The following is a 16,161-nucleotide window of genomic DNA, read 5'->3' on the forward strand; positions in this document are numbered from 1 at the left end:
CCCAGTCGCCTCAAGCATCGCCCAGATAAGTCTTGATGACTTCGATGAATTTTGGAACGGAAATCGGCTTAGACACATAGGCCTCGCATCCGCCCTGGCGAATGCGTTCCTCGTCGCCCTTCATGGCGAAAGCCGTGACCGCGATGACCGGAATGACATGCAGCTCGTCATCTTCCTTCAGCCACTTCGTCACCTCAAGCCCTGAAACTTCCGGCAGCTGGATATCCATGAGGATGAGGTCCGGGCGGTGCTTGCGGGCAAGATCGAGCGCTTCCATACCGTTGCGCGTCTGGATCGTCGTATAACCAGACGCCTCGATCAAGTCGCGAAAGAGCTTCATGTTCAGCTCGTTGTCTTCGACTATCATGACCTGCTTGGGCATGGTGAGCAGTCCCCGTTTCGCTTTGAAACCTTCACCCAGACATATAAGTTGTCAGAGAGCCGATTCCATCGTCCATTTGTTGCGCAAGGCTAGAGGGATTTGGTTTCAAAATAGGTAACTTCGGGGAAGAAATGCTGCGCGATACAAAAAACAAAGGCAATGTCGGTCAGGATCCGCAAGAAACGGCGGCCGCCATACTTGGCTGGCTCGCAAACGAACCGGACATGCTGGCGCGTTTTCTGGCGCTGAGTGGGCTGCAGGCCAACATGCTGCGCCAGGCTGTCAACGATCCCGGCTTTCTGGCAGGGCTGACGGATTTCCTGATGAGTCACGAGCCGGACCTGATGGCCTTCTGTGCCGCCACCGATACATCCCCCGAAACCGTGGCCGCTGCCTGGAACCATTTTTCCGGACCGGGGCTGGATTCAGGTGTGTATTGACGAGACGCCCCTTGAGTGGCCATCGCAGCCGGAGTATGGTCGGCAACGTTCTGGTTTTGTTTTCGCCCCATGTCCACGTCGCACCGCTATGATCCCGGTTTTTGCCGTGACTGTCTGGCCGGCCAGCCAGAAGGGCTGAGGCGTTGCCGCGCCTGCGGCAGCCCGCGTCTTCTCTATCATTCCGAACTCTATGATCTGAGCATTGCCCATATCGATTGTGACGCCTTTTACGCCTCGGTCGAAAAGCGCGACAATCCGGAACTGGCCGACAAACCAGTGATCGTGGGCGGCGGCAAGCGCGGGGTGGTTTCCACCGCCTGTTATATCGCCCGCATTCACGGGGTGCGTTCCGCCATGCCCATGTTCAAGGCGCTGGAAGCCTGTCCCGATGCTGTCGTCATCAAGCCGGATATGGAAAAATACAGCCGTGTCGGGCGCGAGATCCGCGCGATGATGCAGGAACTGACGCCGCTCGTGCAGCCGATTTCCATAGACGAAGCGTTTCTCGATCTTTCCGGCACCGAGAGGCTGCATCACGATCCACCGGCTCGTGTGCTGGCGAAATTCGCCCGGCGGGTGGAAAAGGAAGTGGGGGTGACTGTTTCCGCCGGGCTTTCCTATTGCAAGTTTCTCGCCAAGGTCGCGTCCGACCTGCAAAAACCGCGCGGTTTTTCAGTTGTCGGTGAAGCAGAGGCGCTGTCCTTTCTGGCAGCAAGGCCCGTCACCACCATCTGGGGCGTCGGCAAGGCCTTTGCGGCGACGCTGGAGGCGGACGGTATCCGCATGATCGCGCAGCTGCAAGAGATGGAGGAAAGCGAGCTGATGCGCCGCTATGGCGTGATGGGGCAACGCCTCTTCCGGCTTTCGCGCGGCATTGATGAGAGGCATGTGCACAATAACGACCCCGTCAAAAGCGTGTCTTCCGAAACCACCTTCTTCAACGATATTTCCCGCCATGAAGATCTCGTACCGATCCTGCGCTCGCTTTCCGAAAAGGTTGCCTGGCGGTTGAAGAAGAGCGGCATCGCCGGCCAGACGGTGGTGCTGAAGATGAAGACAGCAGACTTCAAGCTCCGCACCCGCAACCGCAAGCTGGACGATCCGACGCAGCTCGCCGACCGGATTTTCCGCACCGGCCTTTCGCTGCTGGAAAAAGAAACGGACGGCACCAGGTTCCGTCTCATCGGCATCGGCGTCAGCGATTTGCACGATGCGGGGCTGGCCGATCCTCCCGATCTCGTTGACAGAGAGGCCGGCCGTCGGGCCGCGGCGGAAGCGGCGATGGACAAGCTGCGCGACAAGTTCGGCAAGGGCAGCGTCGAGACCGGCTATACGTTCGGAACACGCAAATAACAGTGGCGGGATTGTGCGACAGGTCGCAATCCTATCCTAGCCGCCTCGCTCCGGATATATTTTAGATTTTACACAAATTAGTGATGTTGCGAAGGAGCGGTCCTTAAGCTTCATTAAACTTCGCATGATTGAGTGAGGCAAGTTTTGTACATGTGGTGTATTGCGTCATGTCCCTTCGCCTCCGTCTTATGGCCGGCATGCTGTCGGTCAGCATTCTTGCCTTTCCGGCGCTTGCCGCTGACAGCAGGTCTCTGCAGATACTGGTATCGAAAAGCGATCAGTCGCTCTCGCTTTATGAGAACGGCGAAATCGTCGCCACCTCGAAAGTCTCCACCGGCAAGGCCGGACATGAGACACCGAGCGGCATATTCTCAATTCTGGAAAAGCGGAAATACCACGAGTCGAATATCTACTCGGCCGCACCCATGCCCTTCATGCAGCGGCTGACCTGGTCCGGCATCGCGCTGCACGAAGGCAAGGTGCCGAACTATCCGGCCTCGCATGGCTGCGTGCGCTTGCCGTCCAAATTCGCCAAGTCCCTTTTCGGCGACACCCGGACCGGCGTGCATGTCATCATCACCGACCAGCCGGTCTCGCTGCGCTTTGTGCAGCATCCGGCGTTGTTTCAGCCGCGCGACGATGCCGATGACGGCAAGCTTCTTCTGTCGGATGTGGAATTGCGCCCGGCAACGTTCGATGCAGCCTTGGGGACGGTCGAAGTTGCCGTCAATGAAAAGACCCAGGCGCTCAAGCCGGCGGTAAAGACCAGGGAGCCCTCGCCCCTGCGCATTCTCATCACCCGGCGCGGCGAACGGGAAAAGGTGATGGATATCCAGACCATGCTGAGCCGCCTCGGTTTCGAAGCGGGTGCAGCCGATGGTTATGCCGGGGAGATGACGATCAGCGCCATCAATGGTTTCAAGCGCTGGAAGGGGCTGAAAACCACCGGGCCGCTTCTGACCGACGCCTTCGTGACGGCGCTTTATGCCTCCGCTGGTGAAGACCACCCACTGAGCGGCCAGATCATGGTGCGGCAGGATTTCAAGCCGCTGTTTGAAGCAGCCATCGACATCAAGGACCCGGAAGTGGCGCTCGGAACCCATTTCTTCGAAGCCGTGTCCGTGGATCGCGCCGCCGGAAACGCCGAATGGAACGGTGTGACGCTGGAAAACCATCTGCCGGCGGCTGCCCGCAAGCGGCTTGGCATCTCCGTTACCGAACCGCCGGGCGGTTTCGATCAACTGAGCGCCGTGCTCGGCCGCCTCGAAATTCCCGCGGAAATACGCAGCCGGATCGAGCAGGAGCTTTCAAGCGGCAGCTCGATCACCGTTTCGGATATCAGTCACCAGCTGGAGACAGGCACTGGAACGGACTTCATCACCGTGACCAAAGAAGGGCCGGTATGAGCGACGTGTGAGGCCTCAAGCCTCACACCAGTTCCACATCGACGACACCGGGCGCGGACCGCAGCGCAGCGGCGATTTCCGGGGAAATGCGGTATTTCTCCGTCAGCTCCACCTCGATCTCACGGCTGCCCTCATCCTTGATGACGATGAAATAGACCGAGCCATCACCCTTTGTGTTGAGGTGGCGGGCAACGGTCTTCAGCGGGCCGGAATCGCGCACATAAACACGCAACGCCTTCTGCATCTGCACGGATTTTTCTTCCAGCGACTGCGCCGTCTGGATACGCAGGCCGATACCTTCGGGGCGTTCTTCTGCCTGCACGGTGATGACCAGCGATTTGCCGACTTCGAGCAGATCGCGGAACTGGCCGAGTCCTTCGGAAAACAGCACCGCCTCATATTGGCCCGACGCGTCCGAGAAGGTGACGATGCCCATCTTGTTGCCGGTGCGGGTTTTGCGCTCCTGCTTGCCGGTCACGGTGCCGGCCAGACGCCCGGCAGTCGCGCCCTGTTTCACCGCGGCGGAAAAATCGGCGAAATTCTGCACCCGCAGCTTTTCCAGCACGGGGCGATAGGTATCGAGCGGATGGGCGGTGAGGTAAAAACCGAGCACCTGATACTCGCGCAGCAGCTTTTCGGAGGCAAGCCAGGGCTGGAAGGCCGGAAGAACCAGTTTTTCCGGCCCGCTTCCGCTACCGGAGCCGAACATGTCCGATTGTCCAATGGTGCGGTTATTCTGTGCCATCTGCGCATAACCGATAATGCGGTCCAGCCCGCCGATCAGTTCGGCGCGGTCGCGGCCGAAACAATCGAAGGCGCCCGCATTAATCAGGCTTTCCAGCACACGCCGGTTGATCTGCTTGGGATCGATGCGCAGGCAGAAATCCTCAAGGCTCGTGAACGGCTTGCCGTCGCGTACCTGGACGATGTGCTCCACCGCCCCCTCGCCCACGCCCTTGATGGCGGCGAGCGAATAATAGATGCGGTTCTCACCCGTTTCGAATTGCCGGAACGACGTCTGCACCGAAGGCGCCACGACCTCGATGCCAAGGCGGCCCGCATCCTGACGGAAATCGTTGAGCTTTTCCGTGTTCGCCATATCGAGCGTCATGGAGGCCGCCAGGAACTCCACCGGATAATGCGCCTTCATATAGGCGGTCTGGTAGGACACGATCGCGTAGGCCGCGGCGTGGCTCTTGTTGAAGCCGTAATTGGCGAATTTTGCCAGCAGGTCGAAGATGGTGTTGGCCTGCGGCTTAGAGACGCCGTTCTTGATGGCTCCGTCGACGAAACGCTCGCGCTGCTTGTCCATCTCCTCCTTGATCTTCTTGCCCATGGCGCGGCGCAGAAGATCGGCTTCGCCGAGCGAATAACCGGAGAGGACCTGAGCGATCTGCATCACCTGTTCCTGATAGACGATAACGCCCTGCGTTTCCTTGAGCAGATGGTCGATGGTCGGGTGGATCGATTCCAGCTCCTCCTCGCCATGTTTGCGGGCGTTGTAGACCGGGATGTTTTCCATCGGTCCGGGGCGATAAAGCGCCACCAGCGCGATGATGTCCTCGATGCAGTCCGGTCGCATGCCGATCAGCGCTTTGCGCATGCCCGCACTTTCCACCTGGAACACGCCGATGGTTTCGCCCCGCGACAACATCTCGTAGGTTTTGGCGTCGTCCAGCGGAATGGCCGCGAGATCGACCTCGATGCCGCGCTTGGCGACAAAATCGACGGCGACCTTCAGCACGGTCAGCGTCTTCAAGCCGAGAAAGTCGAATTTGACGAGGCCCGCGCTTTCCACCCATTTCATGTTGAACTGCGTAACCGGCATATCGGATCGCGGATCGCGATACATCGGCACCAGCTTGGAGAGCGGTCGGTCACCGATGACGATACCGGCGGCATGGGTGGAGGCGTGACGGTAAAGTCCTTCGATCTTCTGGGCGATATCCAGGAGGCGGGCGACGACCGGCTCCTTGTCCGCCTCCTCCTGCAGGCGCGGCTCTTCCTCGATCGCTTTCGACAGGGGTGTCGGATTGGCCGGGTTGTTGGGCACCAGCTTGCAAATCTTGTCCACCTGCCCATAGGGCATTTCCAGCACGCGGCCAACGTCGCGCAGGGCCGCGCGCGCCTGCAACGAACCGAAGGTGATGATCTGCGCCACCTGCTCCCGGCCATATTTGGCCTGCACGTAGCGGATCACCTCTTCGCGGCGATCCTGGCAAAAGTCGATATCGAAGTCGGGCATCGAAACACGTTCGGGATTGAGAAAGCGTTCGAACAGCAACGAGAAGCGCAGCGGATCGACATCGGTAATGGTCAGCGCATAAGCGACGAGCGAGCCCGCACCCGAACCGCGGCCCGGCCCAACTGGAATATCATGCTGCTTGGCCCATTTGATGAAGTCGGCAACAATCAGGAAGTAACCGGGGAACTTCATGCGCGAGATGACGCCGAGTTCGAAATCCAGTCTGTCGCGATACTCCTGTTCCGTATAACCGGGCGCCATGCCGAGCGCGGCAAGCCGCTGATCCAGCCCCTCCACCGCCTGTCGGCGCAGTTCCTCGGTTTCGGCCAGCTCGGCCGCTTCCGGATCGTCGCTGGCGCCGGTGAAACGCGGCAGGATCGGCCCGCGCTTTTTCAGCACATAGGAGCATCGGAGCGCGATCTCGACGGTGTTCTCCAGCGCCTCGGGAAGATCGGCAAACAGCGCCGTCATCTCGTCACGGCTTTTGAGGTAGTGATCGGGTGTCAGGCGGAACCGGCTGTCATCGGACACGATGGCGTTATGCGCCACTGCCATCAACGCATCATGCGCCTCGTAGTCGGCCTTGGAGGGGAAGAACGCCTCGTTGGTGGCAACGAGTGGAATATCGTGTTCGTAAGCCAGACCAATCAGGCGCCGCTCATGGGAACGGTCGTAACCGGACTGGCGCTGCAATTCGATATAAAGCCTATCACCAAAGAGTGACTTCAGCGTCAGCAGCCGCTCTTTCGCCTGCGCGGCGTGGCCTTCCTTCAACGCCATATCGACAGGGCCACCGGTTGCGCCGGTGAGCGCTATGAGGCCGGCATTGGAGGCCTCCTCCAGCCATGCGCGGGTAATATGCACGGAATGGCTGCCGCCCTCACCGTCCAGATAGGCGCGGCTGACGAGATCCACCAGCCGCTCATAGCCTTCCGCATTGGCGGCAAGGAGAACGATGGCGGGAAGTTTCTGAAGATGGCTGTTGTGGTTGCGGCGATCCTCCGCCGCATCCTGCATGTCGATGGACAGCTGGCAGCCAATGATCGGCTGCAGACCCTCGTCCCGCGCCTTTTCGGAAAATTCCAGCGCGACGAAAAGATTGTTGGTATCGGTAATGGCAATGGCCGGTTGATCGTCCGCGACGGCCTTGGACATGATTTTCTTGAGGGGCAAGGCCCCCTCAAGCAGGGAATAAGCGGAATGAACCCGCAGATGGACAAAACCGGGCGTCTTCAACGTTTCGCCAGAGATCTCTCCACGCATAACCGCATCGCCCATATCATCATCCTGTCACTCTGAATCACGAGGGCGATTTTCCGATTTCCGGCGCTTAATGTCCACCGCTTTGCGGCGTCCATACAGGCTTCTGCGCCGGTGTCTTCTTCACAGGGCGGTGAGGATCACCGAAAAGCTGGCAACAAAGACAGCGATGGAAGCGAAAGCAGCAACGTCACGGATGAAATCAGTCATTGGTCTCTCCTTACTCGTTATGTTCCAATTTTGTTCTCATTTTGTTCGATTGTCAACAGGGTTCTGGCGATATTCCTCTTGCCAATGCGGCAGAATCGCCTTCGGTTCCCGCGTGGGGAACAGCAAGCCACTGACTCCAAAACGAAAAAACCCGGAGGTAAAACACCGCCGGGTTCGGAAAAAATTCAAATGGGGAGAACCGGTGTTCTCTGGGAAGCACCGGATGGATCGGTTTGCCAGTTCAGAAATCGACGATCTTGCCGTCGGCCAGCGTCACGCGTCTGTCCATGCGGGCGGCAAGTTCATGATTGTGGGTGGCAATCAGCGCTGCGAGGCCGGATTGTCGCACCAGTGCCTCCAGCGCGTCGAATACGTAATGCGCGGTTTCCGGATCTAGATTGCCGGTCGGCTCGTCGGCGAGCAGCAGGAGAGGCGCGTTGGCGACAGCGCGGGCAATGGCGACACGCTGCTGTTCACCGCCCGAGAGTTCGGCTGGACGGTGTTCGCCGCGATGCCCCACGCGCATATAGTCTAGCAGCGCGCTTGCACGCTTGCGGGCCTCCGCCTGCGTGAGACCGGCAATGAGCTGCGGCATCATCACATTTTCCACTGCCGAGAATTCCGGCAGGAGGTGATGGAACTGATAGACGAAACCGATATCGCTGCGGCGGATCGCGGTGCGCGTTTCATCCGGCAGGCCGTTGCAGGGCGCGCCGTTAATATAGACCTCGCCTGCATCGGGATGTTCCAGCAACCCTGCCAGATGCAGCAGCGTCGATTTGCCAGTGCCCGAAGGGGCGACCAACGCCACCATCTCACCGCTTTTCAATTCAAAATCGGCCTTGCGCAGAATGGAAAGCGACGTCTCGCCCTGACCATAGGTTCTCTCGACGCCGGTGAGCCGCAGCACTGTTTTTTTTGCCATATTGCGAAGCGGTCCTTATTCGTAACGCAGGGCCTGCACCGGATCGAGCTTGGAAGCCCGCCAGGCTGGAAAGATCGTTGCCAGGAAAGAAAGGGTCAGCGCCATGATGACGACGGTGATGGTCTCGCTCAAATCCATTTCGGCCGGTAGCTGGCTCAGGAAATAAAGCTGCGGGTCAAACAGCACTGTGCCCGATACCCATGAGAAGAACTGCCGGATCGATTCCACGTTCAGGCAGACGATGACACCGAGCGCCACGCCGGCAAAGGTGCCGACCGTGCCGATGGCAGCCCCCGTCATGAAGAAGATGCGCATCACGGAGCCGGAGCTTGCGCCCATGGTACGCAGAATGGCGATATCGCTGCCCTTGTCCTTCACCAGCATGATGAGGCCGGAGATGATGTTCAGCGCCGCCACCAGAACGATGAGCGTGAGAATCATGAACATCACGTTTCTTTCCACCTGCAGGGCGGAGAAGAAGGTCTGGTTCCGCTGCCTCCAGTCGGTAATGTAGACCTGCCTTTCGGCCGCCTGCTCCACCAGCGGCCGGATGCCATCGACATCATCCGGGCGGCTCACATAAAGCTCGATAGACTGCACGAGGCCTTCGGCATTGAAATAAAGCTGGGCTTCGGACAGAGGCATATAGATCATCGACGCGTCATATTCCGACATGCCGATCTCGAAGACGCCTGATATCTTGTAAGATTTGACGCGCGGATTGACGCCCATCGGGGTCACGTCACCCTCCGGTGATATGAGGGTGATATCGTCACCCGCCGTAACACCCAGCTGGGCGGCGAGCCTGGAGCCGACGAGAACGCCGTCACCCGCCATGAAGCCGACGAGGTCGCCGGTCTTGATGTTGGTGGCGACTTCCTTGACCTTGTCGATATCCTCCTGGCGCACACCGCGCACCAGAGCGCCGGAACCCGCACCGCCGCGCCCGGAGGCCAACGTCTGGCCCTCCACCAGCGGCAGAGCCATGGTGACGCCCGGAACGGCTGCGAATTTCTTCGCCAGCTCATCATAATTATTGAAGGGCTGGTCGATCGGCTGAACGATCATATGTCCGTTGATGCCGAGAATGCGGGAAATCAGCTCCGTGCGGAACCCGTTCATGACGGCCATGACGATGATCAGCGTCGCCACACCCAGCATAATGCCGACGAAAGAGAAACCGGCGATGACGGAGATGAAGGCTTCCTTGCGCCGCGACCGCAGATAACGCCATGCCACCATACGTTCAAAAGCAGAAAACGGCCGAGCAGTCTTTGCCCCGGCTGAAACAGCCGCACCCTTGTCAGCCTCGGCTTGTGCCATGTCGTCTCCCTGATCTCAAACTATAAGGCCGGTCTTTTCCGAAAACCGGCCTACATTTCCACGGCATCTGTCTTACGAAAACCGGAGCGGACTTCGCGTGAAGCCGCTCCGTCTTCCGCTCGCTTTTAGCCGAGCACCCTGTTCATCGCCGCCTCGATCGTCACGGTTTCCCGCTCGCCGGTCTTGCGATCCTTGACTTCGACTTCGCCATTCGCGACCGAACGCGGCCCGACGATGATCTGCAAAGGCACGCCAATCAGATCGGCAGTCGCGAATTTCTGGCCAGCACGGTCGTCCGTATCGTCGTAGAGAACATCCTTGCCGGCGTTGGAGAGCTGATAATACAGCTTTTCACAAGCCGCATCGCAGGCCGCATCTCCAGCCTTCATATTGATGATCACGACGTCGAAAGGAGCGACCGAGGCCGGCCAGATGATTCCATTCTCGTCATGCGATGCTTCAATGATGGCGGGAACAAGGCGTGTCGGTCCGATACCATAAGAACCCATGTGGACAGGGTGTTCCTTGCCATCCTTACCCTGCACTTTCGCGCCCATCGGCTCGGAATATTTGGTGCCGAAATAGAAGATGTGGCCAACTTCAATGCCGCGCGCAGAAAGGCGCTCGCCTTCGGGAATGGCGTTATATGCCGCTTCGTCATGCATTTCGGACGTGGCGGCATAATCGGCCGTCCACTCGTCGAATACGCCCTGCAAGGCTGTGACATCGTCGAAATTGGTGTTTTCAGCGGGAATCGCGCGGTCGAGGAAGCTCTTGTGGCAGAAGACTTCGGATTCGCCGGTATCGGCCAGAATGATGAATTCATGGCTGTGGTTGCCGCCGATCGGGCCGGTATCGGCGCGCATGGGAATAGCGCGAAGGCCAAGGCGCTCGAAGGTGCGCAGGTAAGCCACGAACATCTTGTTATAGGAATGGATCGCGTCTTCCTTGGTAAGGTCGAAGGAATAGGCGTCCTTCATCAGGAACTCGCGCGAACGCATGGTGCCGAAACGCGGACGCACCTCGTCGCGGAACTTCAGCTGGATATGATAGAGGTTCAGCGGCAGGTTCTTGTAGGACTTCACATAGGAACGAAAGATGTCGGTGATCATCTCCTCATTGGTGGGGCCATAGAGCATCTGGCGGTCCTGGCGGTCCTTGATGCGCAGCATTTCCTTGCCGTAGTCATCGTAACGACCGCTCTCCTGCCAGAGCTCGGCGGTCTGCAGCGTCGGCATCAGAAGCTCGATGGCGCCGGAACGATCCTGCTCCTGGCGGATGATCCTGTTCACCTTGTCCAGCACACGCTTACCGAGCGGCAGCCAGGAATAGATGCCAGCCGATTGCTGCCGGATCATGCCGGCGCGCAGCATAAGGCGGTGAGAAACGATCTCCGCTTCCTTGGGATTTTCCTTCAGGATGGGCAAAAAGTAACGGCTGAGACGCATGACGGCTTCCATTGATGCGGACGACAGCGCCACAGGCGCGGGAATCGCCCCGAATAGAGGGATATTGGCGCCGGATATAGCCGTTTCCGGCCCAGATGAAAACCCGCCATGAAAAGAGCGATAAAGGCCATTTCAAGGTATTTTCGCGATAGCTAATTCGCGTCAAAACGCTTTGATCGGAATAATATTCTTGATCCGGTGCGACAAATTGCACCACAGAGAATTTTTTGCCGACTGTAACAAATATGCAAAAAATGAGATGACAAGCATGGGGGTTTGAGCTAGCCTTAGCTTACAAAAGAGGCAGGAAGTTTAAATTCTTGTCATTTTCGCGGTCAGTCTTGGGAGGATCAGATCTTAGGCGCGCTCGTTCGCAGCCCCGGCAACGGTTACAGATCACGCGAAACCTGGAAAACAAGGCTGAAAGGCCTTGTTTTTTTTTGCTTCTGCACAAAGAAGCACGCTCATAGCGATATTCCGGTAAAATTATGGCGTTGAATCAGGCACCGGAATGTTCCTGCTGTGTGCACGACGGATATGACATCCATATGACAGAACATCGGTCATATCCGCGGCAAATCGCCGTCAGTCTGAGCGTACGGATGCGCGCGGAATGGCGATTGTCTGTGCAACTTTTCAATCGAAAACAGGAATAATTCTCGGAAGATCGTCAAGACTGACGCCGAACCACCAGGTCCCACCGTACCAGAGCCCACAGATCAGGGCCGAGATCAGGGTGGTCCACAAAACGATCCGCCCACCTCTGAACCTTGAAGGCGCACTGGCGACCGTGCCCAGCGCCACATCGCCCTCCTCATCCTGAGTACGTAGGCCAATCGGCAGCACGATGAAGAGCACCGTCCACCAGACGATGAAATAAACGGCGAAGACCGAAAGAAGCGGCATGTGATCCTCCTGCACAATGGGGTTCTTGTAACGCATTCATCCGCAGATCGGAATCACTTCTCCGCAAGAAAGCCGAAAGAAAAAAGAAGAGCCGCGCTTTGCGGCGCGGCCCAGAAATCGATGGAGAAGAGGCAGACGCCCAGGCCGATTGCCGGGAAGCTACCCGCTCAGACCTTGGTCACGAAAACCGTCACGATCGGCTTTTTGCCCCAGCTCTGATTGGCAGCGGCGCGCACGGCGCGGCGCACCGATTCGCGCAGCAGTGCGAGGTCCTTGCGCCGGGCGCGCGGAATGCTCTCGACGGCGCCGAGTACAGCATCATAAAGCGTGTCTTCCATCGCCTCATCCTCGTCGTCGAATTCCGGCAGGCCGAAAGGCACGACGTCGGGATCGCCGAGGAAGTCGTAACGGCTATCCAGCACGACGTTGACGGCGACATGGCCGGCAAAGGACAGCTTGCGGCGGTTGCTGATGCCCATTTCGTCCATGTCACCGACGAGATTGCCGTCCTTGAAGACGCGGCCGTGCGGGACGTCATTGATGACTTCCGCAGGACCCGGCGCAAGGCGCAGAACGTTGCCGTTGCGCACCTTCGGCACCTGCGAAATACCGGCTTGTTCGGCCAGTTCCTTCTGCGCCACCAGATGCGCCGCCTCGCCATGGACGGGCACGACGATCTGCGGCTTCGTCCATTCATACATCCGCAGAAGCTCGTTGCGGCGCGGATGGCCGGACACATGCACCAACGCCTCATTGTCCGTGACAATGTGCACGCCCTGTTCGATCAGGCCGTTCTTGATCTCGATGATCGCCTTTTCGTTGCCGGGAATGGCGCGTGAGGAAAAGACGACAGTATCTCCCGACGCGAGCGCCACATTGCGCATCTCGTCGCGGGAAAGCTTGGCGAGCGCTGCACGCGGTTCGCCCTGCGAACCGGTCAGGATCAGCACCACACGATCACGCGGAATATAGCCGAATTCATCTTCAGCGAGGAACGGCTTGATGCCTTCCATAATGCCGAGATCCTGCGAGACGTTGACGACGCGCTTCAGTGACGAGCCGAGCAGCAGCACCTCGCGGCCGGCAGCTTCCGCAGCCTGCGCAATCGAGCGGATGCGCCCGACGTTCGAGGAGAAGGTGGTAACGGCAACGCGGCCTTCAGCATTTTCGATGATCTGACGCAGGCCTTCGGACACCTCGTGTTCGGAGGGCGACACGCCATCGCGCAGTGAATTGGTGCTGTCGCACATCAGTGCCAACACGCCCTCTTCACCGATGGCGCGGAAGCGGGCTTCATCCGTCAACGGCCCAAGCGACGGCGCTTCGTCGATCTTCCAGTCACCGGTGTGGATGACATTGCCGAGCGGTGTGCGGATGACCAGCGACATCGGCTCCGGTATAGAATGGTTGACGCCAACGGCTTCGATTTCAAAGGGGCCAACGTTGATCCGGTCACCAGCCTTGAAGATCGTCACCGGAATTTCAGCGCGCGTGCCCTCATAGGCGCGCTTCGCCTCCAGCATGCCGGCCGTGAATGGCGAGGCATAGACCGGCACATTGAGGCCGGGCCACAGATCGTTCAGCGCGCCATAATGATCCTCATGGGCATGGGTGATGATGATGCCCTTGAGGTTCTTTTTCTGCTCGGCGATGTAACTGATATCGGGCAGCACGAGATCGACACCAGGAAGATCGAGACCGGCAAAGGTCACGCCGCAATCCACCATGATCCATTCGCGCTTGCTTGCCGGCCCGTAGCCGTAAAGCGCCAGATTCATCCCGATTTCACCCACGCCGCCGAGCGGCACAAAGACCAGTTCGTCCTGTTTAGCCATTGTTTTTCTTATCCATTCACGAAAGCGCGCAGGCAACGGCAATTGGCCGTGCCCGCCGCTCTCTCAAGCATCGGACCTGTTGAACCATCTGATCGACCGGGCCGATGCGGAACCGGTTTGTCACCCTGCATTTCATGAGCCGCAGGAAAGCTCCAACCTCTGGGACAGGGTTCGGCGCGGCCTTTCAGCCATCACCGTTCACCTCATCCGAAAAACACATCGCCGGCGGCGATCGAGCGTCTTGCGCCCTCGTCCTCATCCAGCAGCAGATAACCATTATCATCAATGCCGACAAAACGCCCGCCAATCGAACGGTCAGGGAAATTGACGGTGATATGTTCACCAATACCGCAGGCCGCTGCCCGCCAGCTGGCAATGATGCCAGATACGCCCCTGCCCTCATCCCATTCGCGCAGAACCTCGGCCGTCTCACGGAAGAGATGTGCAAACAGTTCATCGGGCGAGCAAGACGCACCATGTTCTGACAGCATCGTAACGGGATAAAGCGGGTTATCCGGCTTATGGGCGATATTGATACCAATGCCGATGACGATGGCGCGCCGGCCGTCAGGCAAAAGCTCCGCTTCCATCAGAATGCCGCAGGTCTTGCGGCGGCCGATCAGCACATCGTTCGGCCATTTGATTTCAAGCGCTTCACCACCCGGCGGCAGCACCGCGCGAATGGCGCGATAGACAGCCAGCGCAAAAGCGAGCGGCAGGGAGCCGATGCGTTCCATCGGTGCGGGATCGATCAGAAGAAGCGAAGCGTAAAGATTTCCGGGTTCCGAAACCCAGGGCCTGCCACGGCGGCCGCGGCCGCCGGTCTGGCGGATGGCGGTAACCCACAGGTTGCCGCCATCACCCGCCCGCGCCCGAGCGAAACATTCCAGATTGGTCGATGGCGTTTCCGCCATCGCCTCGTGCCTGATATCATCGATGGACATCCGGCCCGTATTCCTTCGTGTATTGCTCAAAAGAAGGTCTTCGCCGCAGCAGTGACGGCGTTGCCAAGCGCACCGCCGAAGACGATGAAGGCGACGGTGAAGAGAGCCGAAAGCGCGTAAACCACCTTCAATTCACCCGACGGACGCTCAAATTTGTCCTTGGCCTCATCGAACCACATGACCTTGACGACGCGGATATAATAATAAGCGCCGACGACCGAGCCGATCACACCGATGATGGCGAGCGGATAGAGCTTCGCTTCGATGGCGGCCAGGAAGACGTAGTACTTGCCGAAGAAGCCGGCGAGCGGCGGAATACCGGCAAGCGAGAACATCAGGATGGTCAGAACAACCGCCATGAAGGGGTTGGAGGACGACAGACCGGCCAAATCCTCGACGGTTTCGACATTGCCGATCTCCTTGCGGCGCATGGAGAGAATGCAGGCGAAGGTGCCGAGCGTCATGACCATGTAGATGGTCATGTAGAGAATGACGCCAGCAACACCGGCTTCAGTGCCCGCAGCAAGACCGACCAGCGCATAACCCATGTGACCGATCGAAGAATAAGCCATCAGGCGCTTGATGTTCTTCTGACCGATCGCGGCAAAAGAGCCGAGCAACATGGAGGCGATGGAGATGAACACGACGATCTGCTGCCAGTCGGCGAAGACCGGCTGGAACGCCTCGATGACAATGCGAACGAGGATCGCCATGGCGCCGATCTTCGGTGCAGCCGACAGGAAGGCCGTTACCGGGGTCGGTGCGCCTTCATAAACATCCGGCGTCCACATATGGAACGGCACAGCGGAAATCTTAAACGCCAGACCGGCGAGAACGAAGACCAGACCGAAGACGAGGCCGAGCGAACGGGTTTCCGATGCCAGAACCTGCGCGATTTCGGTGAATCCGGTATTGCCGGTGAAACCATAGACCAGCGACATGCCGTAAAGCAGCATGCCGGAAGACAGCGCGCCGAGCACGAAATACTTCAGGCCTGCTTCCGTGGAGCGCAGGCTCTCACGGTTGATGGCGCAGACGACGTAAAGCGCCAGCGACTGCAGTTCCAGCGCCATGTAGAGCGAGATCAGGTTATTGGCCGAGATCATCAGCAGGATGCCGAGCGTCGCGAGCACCAGCAGCACCGGATATTCGAAACGGCCGATGGGTTCGAAACGGCCCTGGCCGACGGCCAGGATCATGGCGGTGATGGAGCCGATCAGCGCCAGCACCTTCATGAAATTACCGAAGGCATCGGCGATGTAGACACCGCCGAAGGCCACGCCCGAAGCGGGGGCAAAGATGATCCAGAGACCGACGACGAGCAGGAGGGCAACGGCAAGGCCGGTGACCGTCGTTGTCGACTTGTCGCCCGAGAAGACGCCAATCATGAGCAGCGCCAGCGCGCCGACCGCAAGGATCAGCTCGGGCGTCGCAATGTGCAGACTGGCAAAAAGGATTTCAGCGGTCATGTCCAACGGGTCCTG

The 16,161-nt window shown here is 58.8% G+C and carries 12 protein-coding genes; 3 read left to right on the top strand and 9 right to left on the bottom strand.

From position 1 onward, the window contains the following. Window positions 1–10 precede the first annotated feature (10 nt). Entirely contained in the window at window positions 11–382 is a 372-nt protein-coding gene (locus tag PL597_RS08960; RefSeq protein WP_003521498.1) for a response regulator, read from the bottom strand. A gap of 131 nt (window positions 383–513) precedes the next feature. Between PL597_RS08960 and PL597_RS08965 the strand changes: the two genes are divergently transcribed. From PL597_RS08965 to PL597_RS08975, 3 genes are all read left to right on the top strand, one after another. Then, on the top strand, window positions 514–822 hold the full coding sequence (locus tag PL597_RS08965; protein ID WP_077982437.1) for a DUF3572 domain-containing protein: 309 nt from the start codon (window positions 514–516) through the stop codon (window positions 820–822). A gap of 69 nt (window positions 823–891) precedes the next feature. Beyond that, window positions 892–2,175, top strand: a complete 1,284-nt coding sequence (locus PL597_RS08970) for a DNA polymerase IV (protein WP_142912123.1) — start codon at window positions 892–894, stop codon at window positions 2,173–2,175. A 167-nt stretch (window positions 2,176–2,342) separates the two neighbouring features. Continuing rightward, window positions 2,343–3,581: a L,D-transpeptidase family protein gene (locus tag PL597_RS08975; RefSeq protein ID WP_271364985.1), complete on the top strand. Its 1,239-nt coding sequence runs from the start codon at window positions 2,343–2,345 to the stop codon at window positions 3,579–3,581. A 22-nt stretch (window positions 3,582–3,603) separates the two neighbouring features. Here the strand turns inward: PL597_RS08975 and dnaE are convergent, their stop codons facing one another. The 8 genes from dnaE to nuoN all read right to left on the bottom strand — a co-directional run bounded on the left by dnaE (window position 3,604) and on the right by nuoN (window position 16,146). Beyond that, on the bottom strand, window positions 3,604–7,104 hold the full coding sequence (gene dnaE / locus PL597_RS08980) for a DNA polymerase III subunit alpha (RefSeq protein ID WP_271364986.1): 3,501 nt from the start codon (window positions 7,102–7,104) through the stop codon (window positions 3,604–3,606). A 433-nt stretch (window positions 7,105–7,537) separates the two neighbouring features. Continuing rightward, complete coding sequence (locus PL597_RS08985) at window positions 7,538–8,221, bottom strand: ABC transporter ATP-binding protein (protein WP_020012339.1); 684 nt, start codon at window positions 8,219–8,221, stop codon at window positions 7,538–7,540. 15 nt (window positions 8,222–8,236) lie between these two features. After that, a complete protein-coding gene (locus PL597_RS08990) occupies window positions 8,237–9,544 on the bottom strand; it encodes a lipoprotein-releasing ABC transporter permease subunit (protein WP_142912121.1) in 1,308 nt (435 codons plus the stop codon). Window positions 9,545–9,669: 125 nt separating this feature from the next. Continuing rightward, window positions 9,670–10,992, bottom strand: a complete 1,323-nt coding sequence (gene proS / locus PL597_RS08995; RefSeq protein ID WP_137410197.1) for a proline--tRNA ligase — start codon at window positions 10,990–10,992, stop codon at window positions 9,670–9,672. 636 nt (window positions 10,993–11,628) lie between these two features. Next, entirely contained in the window at window positions 11,629–11,934 is a 306-nt protein-coding gene (locus PL597_RS09000) for a DUF1467 family protein (RefSeq protein WP_162520361.1), read from the bottom strand. 131 nt (window positions 11,935–12,065) lie between these two features. Beyond that, window positions 12,066–13,733 (bottom strand): ribonuclease J, encoded by a 1,668-nt coding sequence (locus PL597_RS09005; RefSeq protein WP_271364987.1) that lies wholly within the window; start codon window positions 13,731–13,733, stop codon window positions 12,066–12,068. 203 nt (window positions 13,734–13,936) lie between these two features. Then, entirely contained in the window at window positions 13,937–14,677 is a 741-nt protein-coding gene (locus PL597_RS09010; protein WP_165691158.1) for a biotin--[acetyl-CoA-carboxylase] ligase, read from the bottom strand. A gap of 26 nt (window positions 14,678–14,703) precedes the next feature. Next, on the bottom strand, window positions 14,704–16,146 hold the full coding sequence (gene nuoN, locus PL597_RS09015; protein WP_142912117.1) for an NADH-quinone oxidoreductase subunit NuoN: 1,443 nt from the start codon (window positions 16,144–16,146) through the stop codon (window positions 14,704–14,706). Window positions 16,147–16,161: the final 15 nt, after the last annotated feature.

The organism is Agrobacterium sp. ST15.13.013, assembly GCF_027956525.1.
In the GTDB taxonomy this organism is placed as follows: Bacteria; Pseudomonadota; Alphaproteobacteria; order Rhizobiales; family Rhizobiaceae; genus Agrobacterium; species Agrobacterium salinitolerans.

Coding starts and splice junctions, on each gene's coding strand:
- PL597_RS08965 (WP_077982437.1), top strand. CDS start 514: ATGCTGCGCGATACAAAAAACAAAGGCAATGTCGGTCAGGATCCGCAA.
- PL597_RS09005 (WP_271364987.1), bottom strand. CDS start 13,733: ATGGCTAAACAGGACGAACTGGTCTTTGTGCCGCTCGGCGGCGTGGGT.
- PL597_RS08970 (WP_142912123.1), top strand. CDS start 892: ATGTCCACGTCGCACCGCTATGATCCCGGTTTTTGCCGTGACTGTCTG.
- nuoN (WP_142912117.1), bottom strand. CDS start 16,146: ATGACCGCTGAAATCCTTTTTGCCAGTCTGCACATTGCGACGCCCGAG.
- dnaE (WP_271364986.1), bottom strand. CDS start 7,104: ATGGGCGATGCGGTTATGCGTGGAGAGATCTCTGGCGAAACGTTGAAG.
- PL597_RS08990 (WP_142912121.1), bottom strand. CDS start 9,544: ATGGCACAAGCCGAGGCTGACAAGGGTGCGGCTGTTTCAGCCGGGGCA.
- PL597_RS09010 (WP_165691158.1), bottom strand. CDS start 14,677: ATGTCCATCGATGATATCAGGCACGAGGCGATGGCGGAAACGCCATCG.
- PL597_RS09000 (WP_162520361.1), bottom strand. CDS start 11,934: ATGCGTTACAAGAACCCCATTGTGCAGGAGGATCACATGCCGCTTCTT.
- proS (WP_137410197.1), bottom strand. CDS start 10,992: ATGCGTCTCAGCCGTTACTTTTTGCCCATCCTGAAGGAAAATCCCAAG.
- PL597_RS08985 (WP_020012339.1), bottom strand. CDS start 8,221: ATGGCAAAAAAAACAGTGCTGCGGCTCACCGGCGTCGAGAGAACCTAT.
- PL597_RS08960 (WP_003521498.1), bottom strand. CDS start 382: ATGCCCAAGCAGGTCATGATAGTCGAAGACAACGAGCTGAACATGAAG.
- PL597_RS08975 (WP_271364985.1), top strand. CDS start 2,343: ATGTCCCTTCGCCTCCGTCTTATGGCCGGCATGCTGTCGGTCAGCATT.